The sequence below is a fragment of the Mycobacterium sp. genome (genome assembly GCF_965229105.1).
Taxonomy (GTDB): Bacteria; Actinomycetota; Actinomycetes; order Mycobacteriales; family Mycobacteriaceae; genus Mycobacterium.
Genome location: NZ_OZ245858.1, coordinates 500,144 through 515,437 on the forward strand (window position 1 = coordinate 500,144; position 15,294 = coordinate 515,437).

The 15,294-nt window shown below is 64.4% G+C and carries 16 protein-coding genes; 6 read left to right on the forward strand and 10 right to left on the reverse strand.

All coding sequences use genetic code 11. The annotated features are described in order from the left end of the window. Positions 1 to 2: 2 nt before the first annotated feature. The 4 genes from hadA to ADBZ9O_RS02365 all read right to left on the reverse strand — a co-directional run bounded on the left by hadA (position 3) and on the right by ADBZ9O_RS02365 (position 2,096). A complete protein-coding gene (gene hadA / locus ADBZ9O_RS02350; protein ID WP_526528023.1) occupies positions 3 to 452 on the reverse strand; it encodes a (3R)-hydroxyacyl-ACP dehydratase subunit HadA in 450 nt (149 codons plus the stop codon). 25 nt (positions 453 to 477) lie between these two features. Next, entirely contained in the window at positions 478 to 789 is a 312-nt protein-coding gene (locus tag ADBZ9O_RS02355; protein ID WP_526528025.1) for a nuclear transport factor 2 family protein, read from the reverse strand. A gap of 113 nt (positions 790 to 902) precedes the next feature. Continuing rightward, positions 903 to 1,352 (reverse strand): nuclear transport factor 2 family protein, encoded by a 450-nt coding sequence (locus tag ADBZ9O_RS02360; RefSeq protein ID WP_526528027.1) that lies wholly within the window; start codon positions 1,350 to 1,352, stop codon positions 903 to 905. A gap of 24 nt (positions 1,353 to 1,376) precedes the next feature. Beyond that, positions 1,377 to 2,096 (reverse strand): SDR family NAD(P)-dependent oxidoreductase, encoded by a 720-nt coding sequence (locus ADBZ9O_RS02365; RefSeq protein WP_526528029.1) that lies wholly within the window; start codon positions 2,094 to 2,096, stop codon positions 1,377 to 1,379. A 56-nt stretch (positions 2,097 to 2,152) separates the two neighbouring features. Between ADBZ9O_RS02365 and ADBZ9O_RS02370 the strand changes: the two genes are divergently transcribed. Together ADBZ9O_RS02370 and ADBZ9O_RS02375 are read left to right on the forward strand one after the other, a co-directional pair. Then, a complete protein-coding gene (locus ADBZ9O_RS02370; RefSeq protein ID WP_526528031.1) occupies positions 2,153 to 3,085 on the forward strand; it encodes an IclR family transcriptional regulator in 933 nt (310 codons plus the stop codon). 40 nt (positions 3,086 to 3,125) lie between these two features. Next, positions 3,126 to 3,866: an SDR family NAD(P)-dependent oxidoreductase gene (locus ADBZ9O_RS02375; RefSeq protein WP_526528033.1), complete on the forward strand. Its 741-nt coding sequence runs from the start codon at positions 3,126 to 3,128 to the stop codon at positions 3,864 to 3,866. Between the two features lie 192 nt (positions 3,867 to 4,058). Here ADBZ9O_RS02375 and ADBZ9O_RS02380 read toward each other — a convergent pair whose 3' ends face one another. Next, on the reverse strand, positions 4,059 to 4,637 hold the full coding sequence (locus ADBZ9O_RS02380) for a TetR/AcrR family transcriptional regulator (RefSeq protein ID WP_526528035.1): 579 nt from the start codon (positions 4,635 to 4,637) through the stop codon (positions 4,059 to 4,061). Between the two features lie 102 nt (positions 4,638 to 4,739). Between ADBZ9O_RS02380 and ADBZ9O_RS02385 the strand changes: the two genes are divergently transcribed. Further along, positions 4,740 to 5,618, forward strand: a complete 879-nt coding sequence (locus tag ADBZ9O_RS02385; RefSeq protein ID WP_526528037.1) for an SDR family oxidoreductase — start codon at positions 4,740 to 4,742, stop codon at positions 5,616 to 5,618. 21 nt (positions 5,619 to 5,639) lie between these two features. On the opposite strand, the gene ADBZ9O_RS02390 is transcribed toward ADBZ9O_RS02385, so the two are convergent. From ADBZ9O_RS02390 to ADBZ9O_RS02405, 4 genes are all read right to left on the reverse strand, one after another. Further along, entirely contained in the window at positions 5,640 to 6,317 is a 678-nt protein-coding gene (locus ADBZ9O_RS02390; protein WP_526528039.1) for an SDR family oxidoreductase, read from the reverse strand. An 88-nt stretch (positions 6,318 to 6,405) separates the two neighbouring features. Next, positions 6,406 to 7,632: an MFS transporter gene (locus ADBZ9O_RS02395; protein WP_526528041.1), complete on the reverse strand. Its 1,227-nt coding sequence runs from the start codon at positions 7,630 to 7,632 to the stop codon at positions 6,406 to 6,408. Between the two features lie 23 nt (positions 7,633 to 7,655). Continuing rightward, positions 7,656 to 8,666, reverse strand: coding sequence for a bile salt hydrolase (gene bsh / locus ADBZ9O_RS02400; protein ID WP_526528043.1), 1,011 nt, complete (start codon positions 8,664 to 8,666; stop codon positions 7,656 to 7,658). A gap of 128 nt (positions 8,667 to 8,794) precedes the next feature. Then, the gene (locus ADBZ9O_RS02405; RefSeq protein ID WP_526528045.1) at positions 8,795 to 9,778 is read right to left on the reverse strand and encodes a cation efflux transmembrane domain-containing protein; all 984 of its coding nucleotides are present in this window, start codon (positions 9,776 to 9,778) and stop codon (positions 8,795 to 8,797) included. A 346-nt stretch (positions 9,779 to 10,124) separates the two neighbouring features. Between ADBZ9O_RS02405 and ADBZ9O_RS02410 the strand changes: the two genes are divergently transcribed. The 3 genes from ADBZ9O_RS02410 to ADBZ9O_RS02420 are packed head-to-tail and all read left to right on the forward strand — an operon-like array spanning position 10,125 to position 13,949. Further along, entirely contained in the window at positions 10,125 to 11,033 is a 909-nt protein-coding gene (locus ADBZ9O_RS02410; RefSeq protein ID WP_526528047.1) for a lysophospholipid acyltransferase family protein, read from the forward strand. After that, positions 11,017 to 13,086, forward strand: a complete 2,070-nt coding sequence (locus ADBZ9O_RS02415) for an ABC transporter ATP-binding protein (protein WP_526528049.1) — start codon at positions 11,017 to 11,019, stop codon at positions 13,084 to 13,086. Before ADBZ9O_RS02410 ends, ADBZ9O_RS02415 begins: the two co-directional genes overlap by 17 nt. Beyond that, complete coding sequence (locus ADBZ9O_RS02420; protein ID WP_526528051.1) at positions 13,083 to 13,949, forward strand: energy-coupling factor transporter transmembrane component T family protein; 867 nt, start codon at positions 13,083 to 13,085, stop codon at positions 13,947 to 13,949. Before ADBZ9O_RS02415 ends, ADBZ9O_RS02420 begins: the two co-directional genes overlap by 4 nt. Before the next feature lie 20 nt (positions 13,950 to 13,969). Here ADBZ9O_RS02420 and ADBZ9O_RS02425 read toward each other — a convergent pair whose 3' ends face one another. Next, the gene (locus tag ADBZ9O_RS02425) at positions 13,970 to 15,220 is read right to left on the reverse strand and encodes a PucR family transcriptional regulator (RefSeq protein WP_526528053.1); all 1,251 of its coding nucleotides are present in this window, start codon (positions 15,218 to 15,220) and stop codon (positions 13,970 to 13,972) included. Positions 15,221 to 15,294: the final 74 nt, after the last annotated feature.

The following is a 15,294-nucleotide window of genomic DNA, read 5'->3' on the forward strand; positions in this document are numbered from 1 at the left end:
GATCACTCAGATTCGCTGCGCCCTGCCATGGTGGTGTAGTCCTCCTGAACGGTTTCGCCGTGCTGATTGGAGATACGACTTTTGATGGTCAGCACATCTGCTCCGAAGGCCTGCCGGAGCGAGTCGATCCGGATATCGCAGTACAGGCGGTCGCCGGCTTTGATGGGTGTGAAGAATTTGAGCCCCTGCTCGGCCTGGACAAGCTTTTCCTCGTTGATCGGGATGTTCGCGTGGGCGAAGAAGGCCATCTGCGCCCGAAGCCCGAAGATCGCGATGAGGGTCAAGGGCGCGAGAATTGCGTCGTAGCCCAGATCCAGGGCTGCATCGTCATCGAAGTACCACGCGTCGTCGTTCTTCACCGCCCTGGCGTATTCGCGGATCGTTTCCCGGCCGACGAGGTAGTGGTCGGGATACCGGTAGGTCATGCCGACGATATTTGGTGACAGAGCCACGTCGTCGAATCTATCGGACTGCGGCCTACGGAGCCACCAAGGCGTTCGACATGATCTTCGCCGAATCCCTGTGGTGCGAACTGGGTGCCAACGGGATGGATGCGGTCTTCACGACGATCGGAAAGGCCCCACATGCATGGCCGGCACGCAGATTCGTCACGACCCATTTGTCGCGGTACTCACCGCGGGCCGAGAAGGTCTGATCGGCCAGTTCGCCTCTTCCGACGTGGAGATCCTGGACGTAGCAGGTGCTCGTGGCCGTCGTCGGGGTGTGATCGACCACGACGTTGCCGATGAGGTGCTGGGTCGGGCCACAGTGGTCCAGGAATGAGCGCATCGCAGCGATGAGCGCGTCCCGACCGTGGACCGCATCGGTCCATCGCGTGGGCGAACTGGAACAACCGCCGGCTTATCTGGTGGTGGACCAGCATCCCGGCGATCTCGGCGTCGTCAGAGTTCACTAAGGCTCTGTACTCGAATGCGTACGAGTCGGACCTTGGCGATGCGCCATTGGCCGTCTTGCCTGACGTACTCGTCACGGTAGTGACCAACCCCGGTGATACCGATCCGCTCGCCTGAGGCAGCGCGAGGCCACTCGACGATGTCCTGCATCGCCCAGATTCCGGTCGCGGTATCAGGGCCGGTGATGGTCAGCTCGGGGGTATGCCCGTGGTGAGCGCTCACCGCGTCCTTTATGGAGGCCAGGACCTTGGATGCGATCTCCTCGCGCCCACGGAAGACGAGGTCGACCTCGGGCACTTCGAGCACGGCGTCCTCGGTGAAGACCGACGCGAAACCCTGATGATCTCGCAGATCCAGGCAGCGGAAGTACTTGGCGCGCAATTCCTTCAGCTGCTCACGAGCCATGAGCTCTCGAACGAGGTCCTCGGTGTTCGACATGACTGTTCCTTGTCTTGGGGTGCGTTAGCAGGCGGTGCCGCGGTCGACGGACAGGACTGCCCCGGTAACCGATGCTGCGGCGTCGGACGCGAGGTAGGCGATCGCATCGGCGATGTCGCTCGGCGGCATGAATCCGTAACGCGCACCGGCGGTTTCCATCAACAGGCTCCAGTCCAGGTCGGAGTTGGCATGCTCGGCGGCCGCATTGACTGGCAGGTCGGTCTGCACGCCACCGGGGCAGATGGTGTTGACCCGGATGCCGTCGGCCGCCAGTTCGAGAGCGAGTGACTTCATCAGCATGATCACGCCGGCTTTCGAGGCGCAGTACGCGGCCTGGTAAGGCTGGGCGCGCAGACCGGCGATCGAGGAGACGGTCACGATGTTGCCCTTGCTCGCGCGCAGGTGCGGCAGCGCGGCGTGGCAAATCAGCATCGGGCCGGTCAGATTCACGCTGAAATGGCGCTGCCAGGTGGCGATGTCGAGATCCTCGAACTTGCGGAACTGGTCGACGCCGGCCACGTTGGCCACGACGTCGAGCCCGCCCAGGCGCTCCGTTGCGGTGGCGACGGCAGCGCGGACCGAGGATTCTTCACCGACATCGCAGGCCACGATGCCTTCACCGGGGTTCAGGTCCAGCCCCACCACCGACGCACCCTCGGCCTCGAGCAGATCCACCGTCGCGCGGCCGACACCGCCTGCCGCTCCGGTGACCAATACCCGTTTCCCGATGAACCGTTCACTCACGGTGGCGTCCCCTCAACGGTTGCCAGTGTCGATATTTCGACATACTGTTCGATATTATGACGCCGAATGTAGACCCGCAGCCACTTTCGGGTCAAGGGACGTCACCACCGACGGAGCGGGTCATCGCTGTGGTGGAACTGTTGGGGGCCAACCCCGATGGGCAGTTCTCGCTGGCGCAGATCTGCCGCAGCCTGAACATCAGTCGCGCCACGGGCCACGCGATCCTCACCACCTTGGCCGGTCGCGGCTGGGTCACCCGTGACCCCGCGACGGCCACCTACTCCTGGGGTCCAGCGCTTGCCGGCTTGGCCGATCCGGCCAGTACGCACCGCTACCGCACCGACTTGCAGTCACTTGCCGCAGCGACGGGGATGCAGGTGCATCTGAGTTGCAGGCACGGGCAGACACTCGTCATCGATCAAGCCGTCGGGAACTGCCTGACCGGACCACGAATCGGACCCGGATTACGCACACCGCTGGTGGCGCCATTCGGCCGGGAATACGTGGCCTGGGCCGGCGCCGACGTCCAGCGAGCATGGTTGGAGGCCATCGGCCAGCCCAGCCCCGCGTTGCGCTCCCGAATGATGTTGGTGCTCAGAGAGATTCGTACCCGTGGCTTCGCCGTCGAACGGCTCACCAAAGAGTACCTACGGGTCTACACCGCACTCCGTGCGCTCACCGGTGATGGCGAAGTCGACGCCATCACCGCCCAGTTGGCACGTGCGTTCGCCGATCTCACCGTCATCGACGTCCTACCAGACGAATTGGTCGGCTCAGCCAGCCACAACGTCGCCATCATCTCGGCGCCGATCACCGACGGCACCGGCGCCGTCACCATGTCGATCACCGCTTCGGTATTCGCCACCGTGGACAACGCTCACATCCGCACCGTTGGGGAACAGGTGCGCCGCACCGCACAGGACATCGAAGCACGCATCGCCGGTCATACTCCTTCCGCTTCGACCTCGACGACGCGACTCCCGACATAACCGCCCCATTCGCAGAACCGAAGAGAAAGACCAACACTGCATGTCCACTTTGTCAGGCAAGATCGCACTGATCACCGGCGCCTCGTCGGGTCTCGGAGCCGAAACAGCGCGGCTGTTCTCAGAGCAGGGCGCGACCGTGTTCGGGGTCGGTCGGGATCAGGCGCGCCTGGCATCGGTCTTCGAGAACGTTCACGGCGGCTCTTACGCTTCGTTGGATATCACCTCGCCGGAAGCATGCCGACTCGCAGTCGAACAGTGCCTCAACGAATTCGGGGCGTTGGACGTCCTGGTCAATGTTGCCGGCCAGCATCAGATGCGGCGTACCGAGTCGATGACCGACGTTGACTGGCGATACGACCTTGCAGTCAATCTCGACGGCCCCTTCTACCTCTGCCGGTCGGCGCTGCCGCACCTGCTCGAACGCGGTGGCAATATCGTCAATGTCGCGTCGATCGCCGGCGTCGAGGGCCAGGCCTACTCAGCTGGCTATTGCGCGGCCAAACATGCACTCGTCGGGCTTACTCGCGCGCTGGCCGTCGAGTACACGGCAGACCGATTGCGGGTGAATGCCGTATGCCCAGGTGGCATGCTCACGCCCCAGATCGAAAAGTTCAGTGCACCAGAAGGTGCGGACTTCGACCTGATCATGCGCACTGCATCACCGCGCGGGATGATGGCGCCGCTGTCCGTGGCCAACGTCATCGCCTTCCTCGCCAGCGATGCCGCTGCGGCTATTCATGGCGCGGTGTACCGCGTCGATAACGGCAAGGGCGCAGGTTAGCAGCGGCCCCACTCAACCATGAGGAGCACGATGCACCCCGCTGTCAATTGGTTGAAAGTAGCCAGGCCGCAACTAGTTTGCTTCCCACGGCAATAGCACGCATTTGCCCGTCCTTCTCCGCTCCTCGATGAGCCGGTGCGCCGTTGAAGCCTGTGACGACGAGTGCGCCGCGCTGGCGGTCCCGCATTGCCGTCAGCTCAATGGCGTGTCGATGATGGCATCGAACACCGCCGCCAGCACCTCCACGAGTTGCTCGGGCTTACCTGTGTTGAGTGCGCGGGTGCCGATCACCCGCCGCATCAGAAGCACCCCGCTGATCACCGATAACAAGACGTCGCTGCGAAGCTGACGGCCCGGCTCCGGGAGCTGTCTGGCCAGTCGTCTCCCGACGTGACGTTCGATCGCGTCACGCACGATGTCGGTAGCCCGTGGGTTAGACGCCGACCGCAGCATGACCAGAAACGGTGCCAGCTCCGCGGTGTCGGAAGCTGTACGCGCGGCCAGTGCCGTGGCGGCATCCTTGGCGAGGGAGTGCGGGTTCTCTGCGATGAACACCGGCGTCGCGAACGAAGCCTCGACCACCTCGGCGAACAACTGCTCCTTGGAACCGAAGTATCTGTTCACCAGCATGGCGGTAACACCGGCATCCCCAGCGATCTCGCGGACACCGACCCCGTCGTAGCCAGCGCGTGCGAAGTTGCGCGTGGCCGAGTTCAGGATCGCCTCACGGGTGGCAGTGGCATTGCGCGGTCGGGACGCACTGGCGGGCATGCCATCACCGTAGGGAATAGACCTGGGGAAGTCTACGTCTGTATATTTACCGTAAATCTACAGCTGTAGATAAAGAAGATTCACGCACAGTGAGGAATTGCCATGAGCGATCAATCGCAGGTCTTTCTCGTTTCCGGTGCCTCCCGCGGGCTCGGGCGGGCCATCACCGAGGCCGCCCTGACGGCCGGACACTGCGTCGTCGCCGGCGTCCGATCTGCCTCAGCGCTGGACGACCTTGCCACCGAGCATCCAGACCGCCTCGTCGTCGTCGACCTCGACGTCACCAACGACGAACACGTGCGGGCCGCAGTCGGCACCACCATCGATCGGTTCGGCAGGCTCGACGTGCTGGTCAACAACGCCGGCTACGCCAACATCGGCGCCATCGAGGACGTCGACTTCGAGGACTTCCAAACCCAGTTCGACACCAATTTCTTTGGCGTGGTGCGGCTGACCCAGGCCGCGCTGCCCATCATGCGCACCCAGCGCGCCGGCCACATCATTGCGGTGTCTTCGGTCGGCGGACGCCTGGTGAGACCGGGCCTGGCCGCTTACCAGTCGGCGAAGTGGGCCGTCACCGGCTTCTCGGGGGTCCTCGCCCAGGAAGTTGCCCCGCTGGGCATCAAGGTCACCGTGCTGGAACCCGGTGGCATGCGCACCGACTGGGCGGGCTCCTCCATGCGCGTCGATCCCGTCCGCGAGGACTACGCCGCGACTGTTGGCGCTGCCGCTGCGATGAGTACCTCAGAGAACATCGGCGCCAGTGACCCGGCCAAGGTCGCCGCGCTGCTGCTGGAAGTTGTCGGAATGGCCGAGCCGCCCACCCGACTCCTGGTCGGCCCCGACGCCTACCGCTACGCCACCGCCGCAGGACGGGACCTCCTCGCGATCGACGAAAAGTGGGAAACGTTAAGCCTCTCCACCACCGCTGACGACGCCACAGACGATCAGCTGAATCCCCTCGGATCCGTGAGCCACTAACCGCGGAAGAGGTTGCCCCGCTTACGCGGTCGTGGACAGCTGCGCCTTGACATCCTTGGACAGTTGATCGGCGAGTACTTCCCGCTCGCCGCCGAACAGTCCGTCGAGAGCCAGCCTGGCTACCACAGCGGGATCGATCTTCTGTTCGGCGGGGATGTAGCTGACCATATCGGTGTCCATATAACCGACGTGCAGAGCGGTGATATCAATTCCCTTTGGTGCCAACTCATCCCGAACGGCGTCCGTCATTGCCCACGCGGCGGCCTTGGCGGCCGAGTAGGCGCCACTGGTGGATGGGTGCAGCCACGACAGAACCGACAGCACGTTCAGGATCGCCCCGCCGCCGTTGCGTTCGAGAACCGGAGCGAACGCGCGGATTACCTGAAGCGTGCCGAAGTAGTGTGTCTCCATCTCCAGGCGCACGTCCTCGAAAGACCCGTCTAGCAGTGTGGCGCGGGTCGAAACGCCGGCATTGTTCACCACGACATTGACATCGGACGCGATTTCAGCGGCGCGACGGACAGACATGGCATCGGTGATATCGAGCTGGATGGGGATGACGCCCGGAATGTCGACCGTCTCGGGCCTGCGCGCCGCGGCATAGACCTTCGCCCCGCGCGCAACAAGTTCGGTCGCGAATTGTCGGCCGAGTCCACGGTTGGCCCCAGATACCAAGGCCACGACATGTTCTGTGTTCATGATTGCTCCTTTGATGTGCGCCCTGGCGGGCTCTCCCAGACAACCCCCATTCCGGGCGCGCGCATCCCGAAGCCAGGAAAGATTGCAGCTAGCCGCCATCTGACAGCGGGAACCGGCGGACCAGGGCGAGGCTGGCCATGGCAAACAGGCCCAGCAGCAGGATGGCTGAGCTGACACCGACGAACTGCGCGACCACTCCCCAAAGCAGACTGCCGATGGCCACTGAGCCTTGCAGAGTGAGTATGTAGAAGGAGTTCATCCGTCCACGCATCTCATCCGGTGAATGGGCCTGCACCGACACCTGATGACCAATGCTGAGGACGCTTCCCGCCCATCCTGCCGTGAACAAGAACGACGCATCGAGCAGCATGCTGTCCCACTGGCTGATGCCGAGTACAGACAGGGAAAACACTGCCAGGGCCGCGGTCGCCATCGAGTTCATTGCGATACGGCGCCCGATCAGCGGTGTCAGGGATGCGCCGAGAACGGTCCCCAAACCGCCGGCCGCGAGCAACCCGCCGTAGCCGATGACTTCGGTCTGGATGTTCTCCCGGGCTTCCAATGGCAATAGCGCCGACAGGCCCGCAGCCGGAACCATGACGAAGGCACACCGAATCAGCGACCCATAGATCTGTGGCGACCCCCGAAGGAATGTCCAGCCTTCGGCGAATGAGCGCTTCGAATTAGCCAGCGACAGCGGTTCTTTCGGCTTGGTAGCAACAATGTCGGGGACACGTAGCAGCACCAGGATCATGCCGAGGTGCGTGAGCACCCTGACCCCGAAGACGGCTGCGGCTCCAAGGACGCCCATGAGGTATCCGCCGACCAAGGGCCCGACGGCCTGGGAGAGCTTGTTGCTCAGGTTGTTCAGCGACACGACAGCGACGGATTCGTCCGACGGCACCTGCTCGTGAAGTAACGGTTTCCAGGCCGACTGGTGTACGACCAATCCAACGCCCAGCATGAGGAGCAGCGATAGCAGTAGCCACGCACTCAGGTGGCCACTCCACGCCAGCACGGTCATTGCCACCGACGGCAGCAGCATCCAGATATGGTCAGCCAGAAGAACTTTCCGGGAGCCGAGGGCGTCAGTCAGCATCCCGGCGGGGAAGCTGAAGAAGAACACCGGCAGGCTTACCGCCGTCTGAACCATCGCGACCAGGATGGTGCTGTCGGTGAGGGAGGTCATGAGCCACGCCGCGGCCACCATGAACATGACCGATCCGGTAGTCGAGCCGAGGTTCGCCGCCCAAAGGTCGCGGAACCGTCGCTGACCGAGAAGGGCGTAACCCGAACTTGATCGCTTCTCGATCATCGGCGTGCTCGGGCCCGCACCGGTTAGGGCGCCAGGAACGCGATGGGGTCTGCGGGTGCGAACTTGGCGTTGATGTTGCCGATATTTGCGTCGTTGTTCTGTTCCACCGCCACCGCACGTACGCCGGAACCCGGCGTCAGGTTCACATCGTTGAGATTGGCCCAGACGATGTTCGGGCTCAGCGTGGATTCGAAGTAGTACACCCTGTTGGTCACGTCGGCGACCGACCGCCAGTAGGTCGGAGAGAGGTTGGGATGCGCCGGGTCGGCGACACCCCAGGGCACCGAGGCGTTGCGGATCACGCTGAATACTCCGGCAATCGCCTGGCGGTTGTCGGTGGTCTGCGGCAACTGGCTCAGGTAGTACGAGGCGCGCACGAACCGATCCTCGGAGCGAATCGAGCCCGGCAGTTCGCTATTGGGGTCCCTGTCCTTCCACTTGGCGGCCAGTTGGAGCTGCTCGTCGTAGGTCGGACTGTTGGTCATCACCTGAAATTGGCGGCCGTGATGAACGACGACCTTCCCGTGGAGGTACTCGAAGATCGCGGAATCGCCGGTGGCATCCGATACCGCCAAGTGCACTGTCGGCTTGCCCATACCGTCGGGCCCGAAGTCGATCGGAACGATGTAGATCGACGGGTTGCTGAAGGCGTCGACCACGTCGTTCACCGTGGAAAAGCTGGTCAGGACGTACTGCACCCAACCGGCGAACGACAGCCGCGGTCGGTCATCGGTCGGGGCGGGTCCGAAGTCAGCTTCGGACAGGTACAGCAGGTTGGCCACCAAGCCCGTTTCGTTCATACCGTCGAACACGGCGTTGATCGGCCCGCCGGGATTGGCGGTGCCGGCGACGACGACCGCGCCGTACTTGCTCGTCCACGTCAACGAGTTGGTGCCGCCAGAGCCGTCTTGCGTGAGCCCTTCGGGAATCGCGTAGAGGTGTGCATCGAACGAGTACGGCCAGTCCATCGACCGTCCGGTGATGACCGCTCCTTGGGGGCCGAGCCAGGTGATGCGCGTGCACGCATTCGCCATCGGCGCGGCCGTCAGCAGGCATGCCAGGCAAAGGAGGGTAAGAAGCCGTCGTGCGAATCGCGATTGCATGTAGACCTTGTCAGTTCGAGGTGTAGTCGCAGGATGTACCGGCCCCAAGGCTGAACGCGTCACAGGGTGGGTGTTGCGTGAATGGGTAAGTCGCTGAACACCAACGTCAGGCGCAGCGGTCCGATGCGGTCGCGAAGTTCTTCGTAGGTGTGGGCGCGCAGATCGTCCTGCTCGGCGACGGACATCGTGCCCTGGTAGGAGACCCGAAGGTCCACCTCGGTGGTCTTGCCCCGGCTGATCGCCAAACTGTCGACCAAGGTGAGCTCGTGGGCAAGTTCGTGGGCATGCTCCTGGTTGACCGCCGTGACGGCTGCCCGGACCGAGGCATCGAGCGCGGGGTCGGCGCGACGCCCGGACAGTCGTCCGAACTCCAGGCGAATCTGGCGGACCGGTTCGCCGATGAGCAGAACGCAGAGGATGAGCACGATGATGCTGTCTGCGATGTCTTTGATGTTGAAGTCGGCCGAGGTGAGGAAGGTGCCCTCGGGGATGACCGTGACCACAACCAGCGAAGCACAGATGCCACCGCTGATGATGGCTTCCATCTTGGCTGCCGTCGCCTCAACCCGCAGGAGTGCCGACGCCCCACCGACCGATCGGTTGTTGCGCTCGTGATTCCACTTCAGACCCAAGCAAATCAGCACACACACTGCGGTGTACACCGCGGCGAGGCCGAACTCGGGCTCACTTCCCTCTCCAGTGATCAGATAGTCGATCACCTTGACCCCGTTGGTAACCAAACCGACGATCACCACGCCGAGAATCATCAGGGAACGAAATAGTGCGTATAGGTTCTCCAAAGCCAAACGGCCGTAGGGGCTCTCGGTACTGGCAGGCTGGGATGCCGTTACTGCCAGCCGCGCTGCGATGAATGCCGCCGCCGCGTTGATCAGCGAGATCACGCCATCCAACTGGGTGGCCGACACCCGCGTGATCGCATACACGGCGAAGCCGAGGACCGCCAGGCCAAGCATGGTGAACATATAGGTGTGCAGGCTGCGTCGTTCGGCCTGAAGCACCATCGCCTCCGACGCCACTGCCATGGGCCCTCCTCGTCGCAGCGCATGTCCGGCAAGCGCGATGGCAAAGTGTAAATCAGCGCAGGCGTCAATTCGAACTGAGGGCGGTGGAGCACGAGCGGTGTGAATCGCGGTGCCGAGGCCGAACGGCGTGCGCGTCCGGTAGCACGGCTAGTTCGTAGATGTAATCTCCGTCATCCTCGCGAAACAAAGTGATGTGAAACATTCTGCTATTCATGCGATTTCGACAGCCTCACCCTACGAATTCCACTGATTCGGTCGCTACGTTCTGATTCCGTGCCGGCCGAAAGTCCAGAACGGGCCGGCTCATCTAAGTGAATTCACGAGACGATCGGAGCGCCCAACCCCCATGAGCAGCCAGGAAGTACTCCAGGAGCCGATCGACGAGCCAATGCGGGTGCGTCGGATACGCCACTTTCTGGGAGCGGCCAGCGACGCCGCCGAACCCGTGCTCGATCTGATGCGCCCTTACGTGGACGGCACTGCGAACCTGCCCAGTGATGGCCGGTTTCTGTTGGTGGGCAACCATACTCAGGGCGCGATGGAGGTGGTCCTGATATCCCATTACGTCCGCCGCACGATCGGCACCCGGGTGCGGCCACTGGCCGACCGAGGCATGGGCACGATGCGAGGCCTGATGCGCGATCTGAATGCCGCGATGGGCGCCGTCGTCGGGTCGCCGGAAAGTATCCAGGAATTGATGGGGCGCAACGAGACGATCCTGGTCTTTCCCGGTGGCGGCCGTGAGATCGCCAAGTTCAAGGGAGAGGAGAGCACGATCAACTGGAAGGGCCGCGCCGGCTTCGCTCGTGAGGCCATCCTCGGTGGCTATCCGATCGTGCCCGTCGCCCTGGTCGGCAGCGATGAGATGTATGAGCACTTGTTATCGCGCAACAGCACACTGGGGCAGTTGAGTATGGCCCTCAGTGAGAAGATCTCGGGTCGCAAAGAGATGCCGATGCCGCTTGTGCGCGGGATCGGTCCGACTCTGATCCCGCGTCCGCAGCGGATGTATCTGCGTTTCGGCACCCCGATCGACACCACCCGGCCGCCGCGCAGGGCGGCCGTTGAGTGGGTCGAGGCCGTGAAGGAGACGACGCAGACGTCCTTGGAGAACATGCTTGCCGACCTGCTGAAGATCCGGGCAGACGATCCCTACCGTGCGCTGAATCCGTTGGCGTGGAGTAGCGCTGCGCGCCCGGCGACACAGGCGGAGCCATCGGGGGCGTCAGCACGGCAGCATGCCGACGAGTCGTAGCGCCCCGGTGAACGGCAGGGCGGATACGCAGAACCGGCCACGACGACTGCTTCCCCGCGAGCTGGCACACGCCGCCAGCGTGGCGGCCGCGTCGGCCGGGCTGACGATCTCGGCCACCGTCATCCCGATCACCGCCCCGTTGGCGGTGATCGCCATCGTGCCGATGGGCCTGTTGGCCTACCGGCACCGGTTGCGGACCCTGATCGCCGCGGTAGTGGCCAGCGCGCTCATCGCCTTCCTGATGGTCGGCCTGCCCGGGTTGATCACCGTGCTCAACTGCGCCTACATCGGGGGGCTCACCGGCATCGTCAAACGCCGCGGTGGCGGTGTCCTCGCGGTGGCCATCGCCTCCCTGGTCGCCGGCGCGACCCTCGGTGTCGTCATCACTGCCATCTTGTTCGTTTTGGTTCCCTTGCGGCAGCTGGTCTTTGGCGTGATCGCCGCGAGCCTGACCGCAGTGGCGGCCGCACTTGGTGACGTCCCCGGCATGGCGCCTGCGGCCGGCGGCATGCAGGACGTCATCCAGATCGGGTTCACAGACTGGCCGCTGTTGCTGATCGGCTGTGCAGCGATCATCGTCATGACCGTCTCGCTCGTCGGGTGGTGGGCGATGTCGCGGGTGCTCGATAGGTTGGGCGGAATCCCCGACTTCCACACCCTTGACGTCCCACCCGCGGAGCTGGCCGGCGACCAACCTGCGCCCGTGCCGGTGATGTTGCGGGGCGCCGGGTTCCGGTATCCCGGCACCGAGCATGCCGCGCTCGCGTCCACCGACCTCACCGTCGAGGTCGGCGAACATCTCGCCGTGGTGGGCGCCAACGGTTCCGGCAAGAGCACGCTGATGCTCGTGCTCGCCGGTCGGCCACCGACCACCGGTACCGTGCACCGTCCCGGTGCGGTCGGCCTGGGCCGGCTCGGCGGGACCGCAGTCGTTTTGCAGCATCCGGAGTCTCAGGTGCTGGGCATGCGCGTGGCTGACGACGTGGTGTGGGGTTTGCCCTGTGAGGTAAGCATCGACGTCGACCGGTTGCTCGACGAGGTGGGACTGTCGGGTATGAGGGACCGCGCCACTGGCGGACTCTCCGGTGGAGAACTGCAGCGCCTTGCAGTGGCCGCCGCACTGGCCCGCGAACCGCGCTTGCTCATCACCGACGAAGTCACCTCGATGGTTGACCAGGACGGCCGCAGAGCGCTGCTCGGGGTGCTGGCGGGCCTGACCGCACACCGTCAGATGTCGCTCGTTCAGATCACCCATTACAACGACGAGGCCGAACACGCTGATCGCGTCATCAACCTGTCGGAGTCCGGGGACAACACGGCCATGGTTCCGACCGTCCCGGCCCCAGCTGCCACCGTCGACGAAGTGCCTACGACCGGGGTGCCCGTACTGGAATTGGACCGGGTGAGCCACGAGTATGCGGCCGGAACACCGTGGGCCCACACTGCCCTGCGCGATGTCAGTCTCACCGTGCACGCAGGCGAAGGCCTGCTCATCCAGGGCGGCAACGGGTCGGGTAAGTCAACGCTGGCCTGGGTGATGGCGGGGCTGACTTCGCCATCGGTCGGAGCAGCGCTCGTCGACGGCAAACCAGCTGTCGACCAGCTCGGTTCGGTGGCCATCGCCTTCCAGGCGGCGCGCACGCAGTTGATGCGGGCCCGGGTCGACGAGGAAGTCGCCTCCGCGGCCGGATTCTGCTCGACCGATCATGCCCAGGTGGTCGCGGCGCTGACGAAGGTCGGACTGGATGCGGCCCTGGCCCGGCGTCGGGTGGACCATCTCTCCGGCGGGCAAATGCGCCGCCTGGTGCTGGCGGGTCTGCTCGCCCGCAAACCACGAGTCCTGATCCTCGACGAACCGTTGGCCGGTCTGGACGCCGCCAGTCAACGGGGTCTGGTCGGCTTGCTGACCGACTTGCGGCGGACTACCGGGCTGACGGTGGTGCTGATCTCCCACGACTTCCTCGGCGTCGACGAGTTGTGCCCACGTGTACTGCAGCTCACCAACGGGGCAATCGAGGTGCCGGTGGCGCCGTCGACAGGAGGACGTTCATGACAACGGTTCAGGAAAAGATGACTGCGCCGCCGCGTAAACCGGTGCGCAGGCCGCTGGTGCTGATGCGTCCGGTTCCGGTTGCCAGCCCGATCCATTCACTGTGGGCGGGAACCAAGCTGATCATCATCTTCGGGGTCGGCCTGATATTGGCCACCAACCCCGGTTGGGTTCCCATCGTGGCGGTCGGCGGACTCGTCATTGTCGGCGTGGGGCTGGCACACATCCCGCGAAGTGCGCTGCCGTCGGTGCCCAGCGCCGTCTGGGTGGTGCTGGCGATCGGCTCCGCCTTCCTCACCACGTCTGGGGGTGCTCCCTTCGTCGACATCGGCTCCCTGCACGTCGGGCTCGGTGGAATGTTGCAGTTCCTGCGCATCACGATGCTGATGATCGTCTTGCTGTCGCTGGGTGCGCTGTTGTCGTGGACCACTGAGCTCGCCGAGATCGCGCCCGCGCTGGCCACATTGGGCCGACCACTGAGGTGGCTGCGCATGCCGGTGGATGACTGGGCAACCACGGTGAGCCTGGCGCTGCGGTCGTTTCCGATGATGTTCGACGAATTCCGGTTGTTGCACGCGGCACGCAAGCTGCGACCCAACCCGCGGCTTCGCACCCGTAAAGAGCGCTGCCGGTACCGGGTTCGCGACTTCATCGATCTGATCTCCGCCGCCACCGCGATGATGCTTCGCCGCGCCGATGAGATGGGCGACGCGATCACCGCACGCGGTGGCGCCGGGCAACTCACCGCCAGCCGGTCGGGGCCGGGACGGGGTGACTGGGCGGCGATGTCGATCGTGGTCCTGGCCTGCGCGGTGGCGCTGGCCATGCAGTTCGCCGTCGGAGGGGCGAGCGTACCGCCGCGTTAGCCTCGTGCGCGCTATGCGGTTCAGGGAGCGAGGAACGCGGTGCCGTACCAATGGCACAGCAGCAGAGCAACTTCCACATCGAGCCGGTCATCGACGATGGGTCGGCCACGGCGTTCGATAGCCCGCGCCACCCGGTATTTCACCGAGTTGAAGTGCAGGTGAAGCTCCCCGGCGGCGGCCTTGAAACTCGATCCTGCACGCAGGAACACCAGCAGGGTCTCACGGAGCCGTTCGTCTCCCGCCCCGGCCGACGCCAGCGGCCCGAGTACCTCGCGCACCCAGACCCGCGCCTCGTCCACATTGCTTCCGGCCAGGCCGGCCAGCATCAGCCCCGACTCGGCGGCGCTGACCGCTCGGCCCAGGCCGGTGCCTGATCCGGTCATCACCGTACGCGCAAGCTGCGCCTGTCGATGAGAGCGGCGAAACCCCGCCACCCCGGGTAAGGGGGAGCCCGCTGCGACGTTGATCAGTGAGTCTGCGGTGTCGGGCATCGGTGCGGAGCGGTTGGGCTCCAACGGAATCCAGGCCCATCCGGTGAGCCGGTCCGCCGATACGAACAGGGCGCGGTCACGGGCACCCACCCTGGCGGCGTAGTCGTGCACGAATCGTTCCAAGACGCTCAGCTCGTCCTGGTCACCGGATTCGTCGCACCACACCACCAGTGCCAGGTGTGTCCATCGCAGCGGGTAGCGCAACGCGGTGGAGACCACCTCGACGTCGATATCCTCATCACCATCGAGGACATCACGAATCTCTTCTGCCCGCAGACGGTTTCGGCTCTGCTGCCACCGGTCGTACTCGTCCTGATAGACGGAGAGGACCTGCTGACTGATCCAGTCGATGTAGCGGAATGTCACCGCGAGGATCTCGTCGAATACATCCAACCTGCGCTGCCCATCGAGTTCGGAGGATCGGATCTCCTCGAGCAGGATCTTGAGCACCTCCTGGTGGCCGATCCGGTAGGCGCGCACCAACGCGTTGACCGATACGTCCCGCTGCGCCAGCCGCCTCGCGTACTCCAAGGCGGCCGTCGGCGCCTCCACATGCTCCACCGGGATGCTGTGGCGGATCGCCGAGAAGACGGTGTCGATGTTGGCAGCGACGTTATCGCGCATCAACTGCACCAGCTGTGCGTCGCCGCGCAGATCAGCGACCTCATCCATCAGGACCCGGTGCGTCCGGGCCGTGACCTCATCGAGCTTGTCGATCAATCGACCGACGACCGTCGCGGCAGAGTCGGCCACCGAATCACCGTCACCTCGTTGGACCATGCCCGCGACGCTACTTGTTCGTAGGAGACAAAGGTAGGCGTGTGGTTGGTGGCCCAAGGACGTCGTTTTCCACC